The sequence below is a fragment of the Rhodococcus wratislaviensis genome (genome assembly GCF_041228765.1).
Taxonomy (GTDB): Bacteria; Actinomycetota; Actinomycetes; order Mycobacteriales; family Mycobacteriaceae; genus Rhodococcus_F; species Rhodococcus_F wratislaviensis.
Map to the genome: position 1 here is coordinate 4,641,967 of NZ_CP150488.1, position 14,592 is coordinate 4,656,558.

A 14,592-nucleotide genomic window follows, 5' to 3' on the forward strand; every position below is an offset into this window, starting at 1 on the left:
GCGTTTAACAACATACACACATCGATGAACTTGTATGATTACGTTTCGGCGAATCCCTCGAGAGCGTCCGCGAAGCAGGGCTTCGGAGCGGAGGGGAATGTGTGCGCGGTAACCTCTGAGTCCGGGTCGGGCGGTGCGCCGGCAGCCCTTGCACGACGTTCGGGCCCAACGGCGCGTTGTGAGAGGTAGGGAAAGAAGTGGCTGGCAGGCGTGGGTGGGGTGGCAGTCCGCCTGGAAGTGACGAGGAAGCGTCCCGGCGAATCGTCGCCGCCGCAGTCGAGCTCATCAGCCGGAAAGATACGGCGATCAGCATCGCCGACGTTGCGGAATCCCTCGGCGTCATCCGGCAGACGGTGTACCGGTACTTTCCCAGCACCGACGCCCTCCTGCGAGCCGCAGCCATCGCCGCCGTCGCCGGATTCCTCGACCGCCTCACGGAACATCTCGTGGGTATCGAGGACCCCGCTGACGCTGTGGTCGAGGCCGTGATCTACACGCTCAACGAAGCGCCCCGCATTCCGCAGCTCGGCATCATGCTGTCCGGTTCTCATTCCCACACCGAGGGGATCACGTCCGACGAAGCCCTCTCCTTCGGGATGACGATGATCAGACGCTTCGACGTCGACTGGGAGCGGCACGGCTACGACGAGGCCGACCTGCGTGAGCTCGTCGAATATCAGCTGCGGACGATGCAGTCGTTCTTCATCTCGCCCGGAAACCCGCCGCGTAGCCAGGACGAACTGCGTGCGTATCTCCGACGGTGGGTGGGATCAACGGTCGCCGTCCCACACAGGCCGGCCTAGAGGCCGGGCGGCGATCTGCCGCGGGAACATGGTCGGCTGCCGCTGCCGGCGACCCCGGCGCGCCGACAGCCGTGCTGGTCACGGTCGTATCTGTGTCGCGAGGTGGGGATGGTGTCGCCCGTGCAGGCTGGCCATGCGCTGCGAAGGCCGGTGGTGCCCCGAAGGTTGTCCGCGGAGTCCTTCCCACTCGGGGAACGTGCCCGGACGGCGACTGGTGAGGTGCCGGGTGTTGCTGGTGAGGTCGATCAGGCACCGAGCGGCGCCCTGCACGGAGAGGTGGTGCCGTCGTGCCACGTCGAGCAGTTCGTCGAACGCCTGCGCATCACTGTAGCCGCGGCTGGTGATCAGCAGCGCCTTGGCGGTGGTCAAGAGTTCACGGTCGGAGGGCCCGCGGCGCCGGTCGAGGAAGCTTCGGGTGGGCCGCACGGGGTTGGGGTTCTCGGATTTCAACATCTGGCACCGTCCTTTGTCTACGAGATTCCCCCAGGTCGCGATCTCGTAAACGTGCGTACCCGAGTGCTGGTTCATGTGGTCGGACGCGTGAGGGTGGGATCGCGATCTCCGGGGAGGCCCGTCTGGGCCACGGTTATGACGACGTTGCCACTCTTGTGCCCGGTGTCGACATACCGATGCGCCTCGACGATGCGTTCCAGGGGATAGCTGCGGTCGATGACGATCCGCAATGTGTCCGCTTCGAGGAGCTGCTTGATGTACGCCAAAGCGTCGTTCTTGCGGACGGACATACCGGTGACGACTTTCCGTCCGCCTCGGATCGACGTCCAGAGTTGCAGCACGTTGTTGTTCAGCCCGGATGTGGGAACGTAGCACCCGTGCTCGGTGAGCGAGCCCTTGCACCGCGCGAACGAGTTCCTGCCGATCGTGTCGAAGACGACGTCGTATGCCGCGGTGTTGGCGGTGAAATCCTCTGTGGTGTAGTCGATGACGTCGTCGGCGCCCAGGGATTTCACCAACTCCGTGTGGTGCGGACCGCACACTCCGGTGACCTCCGCGCCGAACGACTTGGCGAGTTGCACCGCGTAGGTGCCGACGCTGCCGGAGGCGCCGTTGACGAGGACCTTCTGCCCGGTTCGCACCTTCGCCTTGTCCCGAAGGAAGAACAATGCGGTGGTGGCACCGTCGACGGCGGCGACGGCCTCCTCGTAGGTCTTGTTGACCGGCTTGAGTGCGAGCGAGGCGGTTTCCGGTAGGCACTTGTACTCGGCGTAGGCGCCGATGTCGAACCCGGTGAACCCGAATACCTGATCGCCCGGCTGGAACCGGCGGACGTCCTTGCCGACGGCCTCGATCTCTCCGGCAAGCTCCAGGCCCAGAGTCCGCAGTTTCCTTCGTGGCCTTCGCAGCCCGAGGATCAACCGGCCCCACAGCGGCTCGCCGCGGCGCATCTTGCATTCGGCTGTTGTCACCGTTGTCGCGTGGACCTTCACCAGGACTTCGCCGTCCTTGGGTGTCGGCTTCGGGACCTGCGCGAGTTCGAGTACTTCGGGTCCGCCGAACCGAGTGTGGATGATCGCCTTCATCGCAGACCTCCTCGGCGGCGTTCCGGGTCGTCGCGCCTCGAACAAGCTCACGGCCAAGCATAGTTCTCCGGCATCCTCGTCGTGGGGTTGTGCGGGCGGTGCAGGGTGTCCACACCACACACCTAGGGTGTGTTTCCGCGCATGGCGATCCGCGGGACCGTAGTGGCGTCGGTATATCCGGCTGCCCCTGCCCACAAGGACCGAGCGTCCCGCCGTCGATCCAGCGGCGCAAGCACCCTGGTTGGTGATTTGATGGAACACGCTGCGCGAGCGAACTACCGAGAGCATCGATCCGATCCGTTCCCGCTGTCCGCGGCGCAGCACGGGCTGTGGTTTGCGCAGCAACTCGCCCCGGACGTCCCGATCTGCATCGCGCAGTACGTCGACATCCACGGGCAGCTGGACGTCGATCTGTTTCGTGAGGTAGCGCTCGTTGCCGGCCACGAATACGAGTCGGTGTTCCTGCGTTTGGTCGTCGTCGACGGTGAGCCGCAGCAGGTGGTCGATCCGCCTGCCGACGCGGCCATGGGAATCGTCGACTTCCGCAGTGCATCCGACCCGATGGCCGCCGCGGAGGCGTGGATGCGGGAGAATTACACGGCACGAGTCGATTTCGAGCACGACTATCTGTGCGAATCGTCGCTGTTGCGGGTCGGTGACGAGCGGCACCTGTGGTACAGCAGGATCCACCACGTCGCCCTCGACGGATACGGGGCGATGACGATGGTCAACCGTGTCGCCGCCCTGTACACCGCGGCAGTCCAAGGCCTCGAGCTCGAACCGAGCCGTGCAGCCGACCTGCACACCCTGCACCGCCTCGAAAGCGACTACCGGGCGTCCCACCGGTTCTCGTCCGACCGTGACTATTGGGCCGAACGTCTCCACACACGCACGAACGGCGCCTCCCTGACCGACATCGAGGCTCCGCCTGCCGCACACAGCCTGACCGTGCGCACGGCGCTGTCCGCCGATACCGTCGCACGACTCGAGGACACCGACGGCCGGCCGGGCGCGACGGCAGCAGCCGCATTGATCGCCGCCTTCGCCTGCTACCTCTCGCGGCGGACGGGACGGCAGGACGTGCTCGTGGACATTCCCCTGTCCGCGCGCACCACCGCTGTACTGCGACGATCCGGCGGAATGCTCGCCAACGTCGCGCCCCTGCGGGTGCAGGTCCGATCCGACGACACCGTCGGCGACCTCGTGACCCGGGTGCAGCACGAACTGATGGGGGCAATGCGGCACCAGCGCGGCAACGTCGAGGACATTCTGCGTGAGCTGGGTGTGTCCGCCGAGGCCCGCAGGATCTCGGGACCGATGATCAACGTGATGCTCTTCGACCAGGATCTCACCTTCGGGTCGCTGACCGGTGACTTCCGGATCCTCACCACCGGTCCTGTCCCGGACCTGTCCGTGAACGTGTACCGGAGCGGCACTCCGGCGTCGACGATCGTCGAGTTCGAGGCCAACCCGTACCGCTACCGCGACGACGACCTGCGGTCGCATCACGCCGGCGTCGTCGGATTGATCGACGAACTGCTCGCCGCCGACCCCGGTACTCCGCTCGCCGTGATCGGGGTGGCGGAGTTGGAGTGCTTGACTCCGGTGGTGGGTGAGGTGTCGGTGTCGGAGGTGTCGTTGCCGGAGTTGTTGGCGGCGGCGGTGGGGGTGGATCCGGATGCGGTGGCGGTGGTGTGTGGGGATCGGCGTGTGACGTATCGGGAGTTGGATGAGGCGTCGAATCGGTTGGCGCGGGTGTTGCTGGGGGCGGGGGTGGGTGCCGAGTCGGTGGTGGCTGTGGCGGTGGCGCGGTCGGTCGAGTCGGTGTTGTCGGTGTGGGCGGTGGCGAAGACGGGGGCGGCGTTTTTGCCGGTGGATCCGTTGTATCCGGTGGGTCGGATCGAGCATATGTTGGTGGATTCGGGTGTGGTTGTGGGGGTGACGGTCTCGGAGGTGCGGGATCGGTTGCCGGGTTCGGTGCGGTGGGTGGTGCTCGATGATGCGGAGGTCGTGTCGCGGGTTGTGTCGGTGTCGGCGGGGGCGGTGACCGATGTGGATCGGGGTGCGCCGGTGCGGGTGGGTCAGGCTGCGTATGTGATTTATACGTCGGGGTCGACGGGTGTGCCGAAGGGGGTGGTGGTGACGCATCGGGGGTTGGCGAATGTGGTGGCTGCGCAGCGTTCGGGTTTCGGGGTTGGTGTGGGTGCTGGGGTGTTGCATTGTGCGTCACCGAGTTTCGATGCTTCGGTGTTCGAGTTGGTGTGGGCGTTGGGGATGGGTGCGCGGTTGGTGGTGGTTCCGCCGACGGTTTACGGTGGGGAGGAGTTGGCGCAGATCTTGGTTCGGGAGTGTGTGACGCATGCGGTGTTGACGCCGACGGCGTTGTCGTCGGTCGATCCGGTCGGGCTGGAGGCGTTGGGTGCTCTGGTGGTGGCGGGTGAGGCGTGCCCGCCGGAGTTGGTTGCGAGGTGGGCTCCGGGTCGGCGGATGTTCAATGCGTATGGGCCGACGGAGGCGACGATCATGTCGAATGCGAGCGGCGGTTTGGTGGTGGGGGAGTCGGTCACGGTCGGTGGTCCGGTTCGTGGGTTCGGTGAGTTGGTGTTGGATGGGCGGTTGCGGCCGGTGCCGTTCGGGGCGGCGGGGGAGTTGTATTTGTCGGGTCCGGCGCTTGCGCGGGGGTATCGGAATCGGTCCGGGTTGACGGCGGGGCGGTTTGTTGCGGATCCGTTCGGGGGGCCGGGGGAGCGGATGTATCGGACGGGGGATGTGGTGCGGTGGCGGCGTTCGGTGGGTGGGCCGGTGCTCGAGTATGTGGGTCGCTCGGATTTTCAGGTGAAGATTCGTGGTTTCCGGGTCGAACTCGGCGAAATCGAATCGGCACTCCTCGGATACCCCGGTATCGATCGCGCCGTCGTGAACACCAGCGGCGACCGGCTGGCCGGCTACGTCGTCCCCGCAGCGGGTTCACTACTGGACACGGCCGCGGTCCTGGCTCACGCCCGCGCACGGTTGGCCCCGCACATGGTCCCCACGACCGTCACGGTGCTCGACGCCGTGCCGGTCACCGCGAACGGGAAACTCGACCGCGCCGCCCTGCCGGAGCCCGACTTCACTGCGGCGCGCGCCGCGTACCGGGCGCCGCGCAACGTAACCGAGGGAGTGGTGGCCGCCGCGTTCGCCGAGGGGCTCGGCCTGGACCGGGTCGGCCTCGACGACAACTACTTCACGCTCGGTGGCACGTCGCTCACCGCGACCAGCGTGATCGCCCGGATTGCCGAATCGTCTGCGCGCGCCGTGCCGGTGCAGTGGATCTTCACCCATCCGACGCCGGAAGCCCTGGCGCACATGATCGCCACGGCGCCGGAGGACCCCGGGGCGGAGGACGCAGCGGACCGGTCGCTCGACGTGCTGCTGCCGCTGCGGACCTCCGGAACCGGCAGCCCGGTATTCTGCATCCATCCCGCGATCGGGTTGGCCTGGTGCTTCACCGGACTGGTGCAGTATCTCGGCGATCGTCCGGTCTTCGGGCTGCAATCCCCGGCGCTCACCGACCCGGACCTGCGTGTCGATTCCTTGAAGGATCTCGCCGCGGGGTACGTCCAACGGATCCGCTCGGTGCAGCCGCACGGCCCGTACCACCTGGTCGGCTATTCGGTCGGTGGTCAGATCGCCCATGAGATGGCGGTGCAACTCGCGGGTGACGGCGACGAAGTGGCCACCCTCGCGATGCTCGACACGCACCTGACCGGAGGATACGGTCGCCCGACGGAGAAGCCCACCGTGGCAGCACTTCTGGCGGAGTTCGGCGCGGTGGTCCCGGGTGGCGAGGATGCGGCGCCGACCACGGATCGTGCCGTGGAAGCGCTGCGCCGCACCGGCGGACTGTTCGCCGCTGTGACCGCGGACGATCTCGAGGCCGTCCACCGGGTGTTCACCCACACGGTCGACCTCGCCCTCGCGCATCGCCCGTCGACACCGATCGGTCTCGATCTGCTGTATTTCGGTGCGGCAGATTCTGTGGATGCCCCCACCGGCGTCGCCGCGTGGAGGCCGCACATCAGCGGCGAGATCCACGAACACGCCATTCCCGTGTCGCACCAGCAGATGACGAGCCCGGAAGGGCTCGCCGACATCGGCCCCGTCCTCGCGCACCACGTGACGCTCGCCGAGCGCCGGCTCGCGCTGTCCGGTAACTCCGCGCGATCGGAAGGAACGACGTGACGTTCCCTCGGCACAGGATCGACGCTCCGAGCCGCGCCCGAGATGTTGCCGGTTGGGGTCAGGCGGTGCGTGTCTGGGCAACGGTGCTGGTGACCTGGTCGCTGTGGCCGTCACCGAGGGGGTCGGGCCATGTCGTCCAGGTGTCGGGGCCGAGTTCGATCTCGGCGGTGGTCAGCAGACACGCGTCGAGTTGGTGGCGCAGTGCGTCGGGGTCGATTCCTTGGCCGATGAAGACCAGTTCCTGCCGGCAGTCACCAACTGGTTCTTCCCATTTGTCGAGAATCCCCGCCCTGCGGTACTCGTCCTCAGGCCAGTAGGCCTCGGGCAGGAATTTCCACCACCGTCCGATATAGCCGTGTCGGATCACGTGGCCGGCCTGGGAAATGCTGCCGATCTCGGTGAATCGGTGCGCGTTCCAGAAGTAGCCTTTGGCGCGCAGGAGACGCCCATTCGACCATTCGCTGGTGAGGAAATGGTGCAGCCGGCCGGGGTGGAAGGGGGCGCGTTCACGGTAGACCACGGAACTGATTCCGTATTCCTCCGTCTCGGGAGTGTGTTCGCCTTGGAGTTCGTGGAGCCATCCGGGTGCCTGGGCGGCCTTCTCCAGGGAGAACAGGCCGGTGTCCAAAATGCTCTCGAGCGGGATGTCGCCGTGAGACATCGACTGTATGCGGGCAGTGGGGTTGAGTGAGCGCAGGACCGCGGTCAGTTCGGTCAGGTGCTCTACGGTGACGAGGTCGGCTTTGCTGACCAAGATGACATCGGCGAACTCGATCTGATCGACCAAAAGGTCGGAGATGTCGCGTTCGTCGTCGGGTGCGTCGGCCTCGACGCGGCCGCCGGTCTGGTAGTCGTGAAGGAAGCTGTGGGCGTCGACGACGGTCACCATGGTGTCCAGGCGGGCGATGTCTGCCAGAGCATGTCCGTCGGTGTCGATGAAGGTGAACGTTTCAGCGACCGGCAACGGCTCGGAGATGCCGGACGATTCGATCAGGAGGTAGTCGAATCGTCCATCGGCGGCCAATGCACTGATTTCTGCGAGAAGGTCTTCGCGCAGGGTGCAGCAGATACAGCCGTTGGTCATCTCGACGAGCTTCTCTTGTGAGCGGCTCAGCGAGATCTCCCGTTCGACTTCGGCGCTGTCGATATTGATCTCGCTCATGTCGTTGACGATGACGGCCACCCGTCGGCCCTCACGGTTGCGCAGGATCTGGTTGAGGAGGGTCGTTTTTCCTGCACCCAGGAACCCTGACAGCACGGTCACGGGAAGTCGAGTGTCGGCCATGGCTTTTGAATCCTTCCGCGGGGTCGGGGAGATCCCGGCTACGTGGGCGTCGGCGGGTACGCGCAGTCGAGGTGCGTGCCCGCCGACGCCCGCTGGGGACAGTGTGGGCAGAGGGTCAGGCCGCCGGTTCGAGGTACCCCTCGAACAGGTCGACTACGACGCTGCCGGCGTCGGTGTCTTCTCCGAAGAGGTCCTCGGCCGCGAACTCGACGTGGTAGGTCGGTTCCTCGCCTGCATCGGTGCGGCCGTGGCCGATGGCGTCCGGGAACGGCCATTGGTCGTTGGTGCGGTGGGTGACGGTCCCGACCCTGCCGCGGCAGTAGGCGGGCATGCGAATATGCCCGGGAACGTATTCGTCGCGCACCCGGACGCGTTGACCGACTTCGAAGGTGATGGTGTCGGTGCGGGCTGGACGTCCCGCCGAGTCGGCGGGACGGGACAGCGGGAACGGGCCACCGGCGAGGACTTCGAGTTCGTCGTGGGTGAGAATGCCCTTCTCGACCATGAGGGTGGCAACGCCGATGACGTACCTCTCGTAATAGGGCGTCATCATGTAGTGGCGGGGTTCCATCCGTTCGACGACGTGGCGAACCTCGTCGACACTGAATGCCCCCAGGTCCGCCGCTCCGAGGAACAGCAGGCTGTAGGGCAGGTGTTCCCACTCGGCGTGGAAGGTAGGGCCGATATCGGCGTCGACGGTGTGGGGCACCTTGCCGAATCCTTGAACACCGGCGAGATCGTGTACTCCATCCATGGGTCTCTCTCCTTTGGTTCGGTGGTTCAGTTGGCCGGGACCTGCGGGACTGCGACCCCGATCAGGCAGTCCTTGGTCACGATCTGCTGCAGTTGCTCCCGGCTCCAGCCTTCGGTGCCGGCCGGTCGTTGGGGGAGCACGATGTAGCGGGTCTCGGCGGTGGTGTCGTACACACGGATCTCGACATCCTTCGGGATGTCGGTGCCCATCTCCGACAGAACTTTTCGAGGTTCACGGACGACGCGGGCACGGTACTCGAAGCTCTTGTACCAGGTCGGCGGCAACCCGAGGATGGGCCACGCGGTGCACGAGCACAGGGAGCATACGATCACGTTCTTGAGGGTGGGGGTGTCTTCGAGCGCCACGATGTATTCGCCCTGCGGTCCGAGATAGCCGTACTGGTCCACGGCGGCGGTGCCGTCGGTGAGGAGCAGGTTGCGGAATTCCGGGTCGGTCCAGGCTCGCGCGACGAGTTCGGCGCCGCGTTTCGGGCTGAAGTCCTCCTCGAAGGTCTTCTTCCACCCTTCGGTGTAACCCTCTGGGACCAGGCCCTTTCCGTCGAGCGCACGGAACAGGGCCCACGCGCGATCCGACGCCGGCGCTTGAGGTGGTGCCGCGTTGTCTGGTGTGTGTTCGATCGTTGCCGACATTGTTTCCACTTTCTGTAGGGGCTGATACTTGTGAAGTGGTGGTGTGAGTGGGCGGGTAGGACGCGCCTCGTCTCAGGCGAGACTCAGACGTGCACTGGTAGCCGGTTGGCCGGTCGCCGTGGGAAAGGCGCCGCGGATCTGTTCGAATGCGTGGCCGGCGCGTAACACGGTGGCGTCGTCGAATCGTTTCCCGATGATCATCATTCCGACAGGAAGGTCGTTCACCAGACCTGCCGGCACTGACAGGGCGGGGTGGCCGGTGACATCGAATGGGGCGGTGTTCGCGATCATTCCGAGGGCTTTGGTGACGTACGTGACTCGGTCCACATCCTGCGCCGGTAGTTCGGAGGCAACGTAGGGCAGGGTCGGCATGACCAGGACGTCGAAGCTTTCCAGCGCCGCATCGTAGGCGGCGCGAGCGCGCGGTACCAGGTTGCGGGCCTTGCCGTAGCTCGATCCGCCCAATGCGGTGACACCGTGATGGCCGCACAAGGCGACGAGTTTGACGGTTTCGGACAGGGCATCAGCGTGCTGGATTCGGCGCTGTGCAAAGTACGCCATCAGTTCAGGGTCGTAGAGGCCGTCTGCGTTGAGGCCGTAACCGTTGCCGTCGAGCATCTGATAGGCGCCGCCGTCGGTGGCGATCACGTTCCACACATGGAACGCGTGCAGGTGCCACGGAATGCTCACCTCGTCGACCACACCGCCGGAGTCGGTGAACCGGTGTGCGGCCGCGCGGACCGCATCATCGACCTCCGGCTGCGAGACCGCGTGCCCGAAGCCCTCACTCACGACCCCGACCCGCAGGCCCTCGATCCCGGAGTCGAGGGTAGACGCATAGTCATCCACCACGAGGTCGTCTGGTTGGCGGGGATCGTGGCCGTCACGGCCCGCGATCACCGACAGAAGCAGGGCGGTGTCTTCGACTGTGCGGGTGATGGGCCCGAGATGATCGACCGTGCGCTCGATGGGGAAGGCGCCGGTGTAGGGGACCAGCCCGAACGTGGGCTTGTGGCCGACCACGCCGCAGAATGCGGCCGGAATGCGGATCGACCCACCCTGGTCGCCGCCGATCGCGAAATCGACATCACCGGCTGCGACGAGGGCGGCGCTGCCACCGGAGGATCCACCGGCCTCGCGGTCAGGGTCCCACGGGTTGCGTACCGGACCGGTGGCCGGGGTGAAGCTCGAACCGGAAAAGCACAGATCCTCACATACCGCCTTGCCCGCCACCGTGGCGCCGGCATCGAGCAGTCGGGTGACCACGGTCGCATCGCGGGTGGGAACGAACCCCTCCAGCGACCGCGATCCGTTCATCATGGGCACGCCGGCCACGGTCACGTTGTCTTTGATCGCCACACGCCGGCCGGTCAGCGGACCTTCTGTCGTCGTCGAGATGCTCGTGGTGACATACCATGCGCCCAAGGGATTGTCGCTTGCATCAGGTGTCGCATGATTGCGGGACGGTGCCGAGACGCTCTCGTCCGCATACAGGGCGTCGACCACGTCGTACGAGCCGAGCGCGCCATCGACCAAGCTTGCGAACTCCTGACGAGTCGCGGCGTCGAAATGGAGGCCGTAATGATCTGCGGCAGAGCCGATTGCATCGGCGTTCGGTCGGACGACTGTCATCAGGTGGTGCTCCTCACGTGCTTGACCGGTTGGGCGTCGCGCATCATGCCGGTCTGGGGGTGGCAGTTGATGTACTCGTACAGCTGGTCGCACCCGTCGAACACCGAGACCTCGTGATAGAGCCGAAGTTTTGACAGGCCGGCGGCGACGCGGAAGAAGGTGGTGAAGATTCGCAGGTGGGTCGGATGGGATTCTGCCCAGCGCTCGAGTTTGTCGAGCGAACCCCAGTGGCCGATGTTGTAGCTCAGATCGAGGTAGTTCCCTTCCACATCGATGTTGCGCACGAACCTGTTGCTGTAGCAGCCCACCGACTCGCCGTTGTCTCGAAGAAAATCCATGCCCTGCTGCAAGGTCGGGAGGATTTCCTCGAGATACAGGGCGCGTTCTTCGGATTCGGCATCCTTCCAATCCTGGCCGGACCGAATCAGCGCGATATTGTCGTGGCCTTGTACCACGACACGGCCACCGGCAGCGGGATCGCCGCTGAGCACCCGCAGGTCGCCCGAGGGCTGCATCCAGTCATTCTGGGAGATCGGGAAGCGTTCGCGCATCGAACCCCAGTACCCGTGTTCGTTGATCTCGCCGCTGATCCCGTCCATCACAGCGCCGACACCAGGGAGGTGGTCCTGAAAGGCGTAGAGCGTTTCGAATTGCTCGGCCCGTGGGGCCACGATCTCGCGGAAGTAGCCAAGTCCCTCGGCCAGTCGTTGATCCGATGCCCACCAGTCGGCCACAGCAGGGTTGTGGAGCCAACGTGTGTGGGAAGAAACGTCTTTCCAGTAGCCCACGATCATCAGATTCTCGTAACCCTGATTGTCCGCATGATGGGTCAGGTCGTGGTGCAGTGGGCCGTCGCCCAGATCGAAACTGGCGACGATGTCGCGCATGGCAGCAAGCGCGGCCGGGCGTTGCTCGTCGCCGAGGAACTGCACGCCGAGATACGCCATCACCACCTGCTGCAAGCGCTCGTCGGCACGTCCCACCCACATGGGGAAAGGGGGTTGGTAGTCGTCGGGCACACGCCGGGTCAAACTCCGCGGACATGTGAGGTGGTCACTGATTGCAGATTCCATGAGGACTCCTGAGTCATCGAGTTGGGGCTTGCCGAGAACGCTCGGCAACTCGGATCGAAATTGACGTTACCTTCGTGTGCCGGTGTGAATTTGACGACGAGCGACAGGTAGTTCGACGATCAGCGACACTCGGCGCAGAACGTGCTACCGGGCGGAGTGTTCCGTCTGGATTCCCCGCGGGACGTAGCTGTGCCGCCGAAATCATCGGCGCACATGCGCTCGTCGTGTGCACCCGCGAAGTATGCGTGCAGGGCCATCGACCGTCGATCAGCGCGCGCCGTCGCAAGTCTGGTGACACCCTCCTTCAGGTCGGCCGGCCAACGGTAAGGGCGGATCAGCATTCGGAGAAGTGCAATGGCAGCGTCGAGCAGTAGTAGCGGCATGCTGTGTCTCTTCGTTTGGGCCCGGCCGCACAGGCCCGACGATGCCGATGGCGTTGGAGAATCGCCGCGGATGCGATGAAACTGATGGCCACCAACACTGATACGACGACGTCGGCGGCAGCGATTGGACGATCACGGCCACCGTGATTGCTCGGTCGAGGTCCACCGAGTGACGAACGGCGGTGCCTTCATGTTGTCCTCCTGTCTACACCGGCGACCCGCCGGCGGTCAGGACGAGGAACCGACAATCGGCCCCGTCCGGGATTTCCGGCGTACTCGAACGGTAGGAGTTTCCGAGGCGTGATGTTTGACGCTCAGCGACTGCCCGCTTTGCACTCCGCGACATCGTCATCGCGGGGGCGGAGCCACTGGCGCCGGAACTCACAGGGTTCGTGAGTCATACCCCGACAGGTATTCGGCTTTGTCACGGGTTGGAAATCGTGTTTCTTCCGCGTAAATGGGCGAGCGCGCGTTGACATGCGGTTTCGCCGCTCATAGCGTGAGGTTCACGCGAGGAGAAGGAGCTGTCCATGACGTCGTTGCCACCGCCTGATGGCGACCTCGTGGATGGGGACTGCTCGGATTCCCGGCCCGCGAACACAGCGGTGCCGCAACCGTCACTGTCGCGCGCCGGGTCGACACCTCAGCAGCGCCGCGAGGTGGTTCGGACCAGCACGCTCGGCACCTGGATCGACACGATCCGCGACACCTTCGTCGCGCTGGACATCGATCCCGCCGAGCCCACGCAGTTCACCGGCGCGGTCCACACCCGGCATTTCGCGCACCTGATGGCTGCCGACGTCACCGCGACATCGCAATCCTTCCGCCGAACGGCGAGGCTTGCCAACCGCCACCCACTCGAGTTGATGCAGATCGGCATGGTGGTCGCAGGTGAGGGACAGCTCATCCAGGACGGGCGTACCTGCATTCTCGGTCCGGGTGACTTCGCCCTCTACGAGACGTCACGGCCCTTTACCTGGAACCTGCATCCGGACTGGCACCTGCGGGTGTTCACCTGGCCGCGCGCCTCGGTGGCGCTCACCGAGAGCCAGTCACAGCAGTTGACAGCGCGGACCGTCAGCTCCACTTCCCCGGTCGGACAGTTACTGTCACCAATGTTGTCCAGCCTCCTCGTCGCCGACGGGGAAGTCTCCTCAGGAGGCGCGATCGGGCTCGCCGGCGGTTTGGCCGACCTGGCCATCACCGCGGCGCAGGAGGAGTGTCAGCCCGACGATCCAGATGCCGCCATGCGGGAGTTGTACGCGAACATGGTGCAGTACATCGGACAGCACCTCGACGACCCGGACCTGTCCCCGTCCGGCATCGCACAGGCCTTCTTCGTCTCCACCAGAACCGTCCACAGAGTGTTCGCGCGCTTCGACGCAACCGCTGCTGCCACGATTCGCGAACACCGACTCGAGGCCTGCCGCCAAGCGATGGTGGCCCCACGCAACATCCCCCGATCCCTGACCGACATCGCAGCCCAGTTCGGGTTCATCGATCTGTCCGTCTTCAGCAGAGCATTCACGGCGACCTACGGCATCAGTCCGAGCCGCTACCGGGAACAGCACCGATGATCGAGGCCCGAAGGCCCATCCGCCGCCAGTAGGCGCCTCAGTCAGTGCTGTCGACCCCTACGTCGAGGCGATCTGGTCCCAGCCCTCGACGGACTCGGGGGTGCGGGGTGCGGGTCCGGTGTAGATGGCGGCGGGGCGGACGAGTTTGCCGAGGCGTTTCTGTTCGAGGGCGGCGGCCGCCTCGTAGCGGGGGGCGTTCAGGCGTTGGGCGGTGGCGCGCAGCACCCGGGTGCGGGGGTCTTCGGCGCGGTAGACGTGGTGCCCGAAGCCCATCAGCTTTTCCTTGCGGTCGAGGATGCCCTTGACCAGGGTGCGGGCGTCGCCGGTCTTTTCGGTATCCTCGATCATCGGCAGGACGCGGGCGATGTCGTCGTCGATGTCGAGGAGGGGCTGGTATCCCCAGATGGGGGCGAGCATGGCCAGGCCGGCCTGGACGTCGACGCGGACGTCGCCGGTGTGCACGGGCAGGGGGAACGGTTCGGCCGGGGGCAGTCCGGGGCCGAAGCGGCCGTCGACGAGCAGGGCCCACACGTTGCCGAAGGTGACGTGCCCTCGACGAGTTCTTCGATGTCGACGCCGCGGTAGCGCAGGGCGCCGCCGTCCTTGTCGGGTTCGGCGATGTCGCTGGTGAACGCGACCACACCTTCCAGTCCAGGGTTGAAATGGATTGGTA

Annotated in this window: 10 protein-coding genes and 1 pseudogene; 3 read left to right on the forward strand and 8 right to left on the reverse strand. The window is 65.5% G+C overall.

What is annotated here, in order from left to right; all coding sequences use genetic code 11:
* Positions 1–197 precede the first annotated feature (197 nt).
* The gene (locus tag WKC72_RS21445) at positions 198–803 is read left to right on the forward strand and encodes a TetR/AcrR family transcriptional regulator (protein ID WP_037231934.1); all 606 of its coding nucleotides are present in this window, start codon (positions 198–200) and stop codon (positions 801–803) included.
* 78 nt (positions 804–881) lie between these two features.
* On the opposite strand, the gene WKC72_RS21450 is transcribed toward WKC72_RS21445, so the two are convergent.
* A complete protein-coding gene (locus WKC72_RS21450) occupies positions 882–1,256 on the reverse strand; it encodes an ANTAR domain-containing protein (protein WP_037231936.1) in 375 nt (124 codons plus the stop codon).
* A gap of 71 nt (positions 1,257–1,327) precedes the next feature.
* The gene (locus tag WKC72_RS21455; RefSeq protein WP_370179021.1) at positions 1,328–2,341 is read right to left on the reverse strand and encodes an NAD(P)-dependent alcohol dehydrogenase; all 1,014 of its coding nucleotides are present in this window, start codon (positions 2,339–2,341) and stop codon (positions 1,328–1,330) included.
* Positions 2,342–2,593: 252 nt separating this feature from the next.
* Between WKC72_RS21455 and WKC72_RS21460 the strand changes: the two genes are divergently transcribed.
* Positions 2,594–6,565, forward strand: coding sequence for an amino acid adenylation domain-containing protein (locus WKC72_RS21460; protein ID WP_370179024.1), 3,972 nt, complete (start codon positions 2,594–2,596; stop codon positions 6,563–6,565).
* A 58-nt stretch (positions 6,566–6,623) separates the two neighbouring features.
* Here the strand turns inward: WKC72_RS21460 and zigA are convergent, their stop codons facing one another.
* The 5 genes from zigA to WKC72_RS21485 all read right to left on the reverse strand — a co-directional run bounded on the left by zigA (position 6,624) and on the right by WKC72_RS21485 (position 11,959).
* Positions 6,624–7,850 (reverse strand): zinc metallochaperone GTPase ZigA, encoded by a 1,227-nt coding sequence (zigA, locus tag WKC72_RS21465; protein WP_268790427.1) that lies wholly within the window; start codon positions 7,848–7,850, stop codon positions 6,624–6,626.
* Between the two features lie 115 nt (positions 7,851–7,965).
* A complete protein-coding gene (gene nthB / locus WKC72_RS21470; RefSeq protein ID WP_112298346.1) occupies positions 7,966–8,604 on the reverse strand; it encodes a nitrile hydratase subunit beta in 639 nt (212 codons plus the stop codon).
* 26 nt (positions 8,605–8,630) lie between these two features.
* Complete coding sequence (gene nthA / locus WKC72_RS21475; RefSeq protein ID WP_370179029.1) at positions 8,631–9,254, reverse strand: nitrile hydratase subunit alpha; 624 nt, start codon at positions 9,252–9,254, stop codon at positions 8,631–8,633.
* A 72-nt stretch (positions 9,255–9,326) separates the two neighbouring features.
* Entirely contained in the window at positions 9,327–10,886 is a 1,560-nt protein-coding gene (locus WKC72_RS21480; RefSeq protein WP_370179032.1) for an amidase, read from the reverse strand.
* A complete protein-coding gene (locus WKC72_RS21485) occupies positions 10,886–11,959 on the reverse strand; it encodes a phenylacetaldoxime dehydratase family protein (RefSeq protein ID WP_370179035.1) in 1,074 nt (357 codons plus the stop codon). The genes WKC72_RS21480 and WKC72_RS21485 overlap by 1 nt, the downstream gene beginning before the upstream one ends.
* Before the next feature lie 913 nt (positions 11,960–12,872).
* Between WKC72_RS21485 and WKC72_RS21490 the strand changes: the two genes are divergently transcribed.
* Complete coding sequence (locus tag WKC72_RS21490) at positions 12,873–13,919, forward strand: helix-turn-helix domain-containing protein (RefSeq protein WP_370179038.1); 1,047 nt, start codon at positions 12,873–12,875, stop codon at positions 13,917–13,919.
* 57 nt (positions 13,920–13,976) lie between these two features.
* Here the strand turns inward: WKC72_RS21490 and WKC72_RS21495 are convergent.
* A pseudogene (locus tag WKC72_RS21495) lies at positions 13,977–14,587 on the reverse strand (citrate/2-methylcitrate synthase).
* Positions 14,588–14,592 lie beyond the last annotated feature (5 nt).

What these genes read in the sequence shown, in the direction of transcription:
- nthA (WP_370179029.1), bottom strand. Translation starts at nt 9,254, where the DNA reads ATGTCGGCAACGATCGAACACACACCAGACAACGCGGCACCACCTCAA.
- WKC72_RS21450 (WP_037231936.1), bottom strand. Translation starts at nt 1,256, where the DNA reads ATGTTGAAATCCGAGAACCCCAACCCCGTGCGGCCCACCCGAAGCTTC.
- WKC72_RS21485 (WP_370179035.1), bottom strand. Translation starts at nt 11,959, where the DNA reads ATGGAATCTGCAATCAGTGACCACCTCACATGTCCGCGGAGTTTGACC.
- WKC72_RS21490 (WP_370179038.1), top strand. Translation starts at nt 12,873, where the DNA reads ATGACGTCGTTGCCACCGCCTGATGGCGACCTCGTGGATGGGGACTGC.
- nthB (WP_112298346.1), bottom strand. Translation starts at nt 8,604, where the DNA reads ATGGATGGAGTACACGATCTCGCCGGTGTTCAAGGATTCGGCAAGGTG.
- WKC72_RS21460 (WP_370179024.1), top strand. Translation starts at nt 2,594, where the DNA reads ATGGAACACGCTGCGCGAGCGAACTACCGAGAGCATCGATCCGATCCG.
- WKC72_RS21455 (WP_370179021.1), bottom strand. Translation starts at nt 2,341, where the DNA reads ATGAAGGCGATCATCCACACTCGGTTCGGCGGACCCGAAGTACTCGAA.
- zigA (WP_268790427.1), bottom strand. Translation starts at nt 7,850, where the DNA reads ATGGCCGACACTCGACTTCCCGTGACCGTGCTGTCAGGGTTCCTGGGT.
- WKC72_RS21480 (WP_370179032.1), bottom strand. Translation starts at nt 10,886, where the DNA reads ATGACAGTCGTCCGACCGAACGCCGATGCAATCGGCTCTGCCGCAGAT.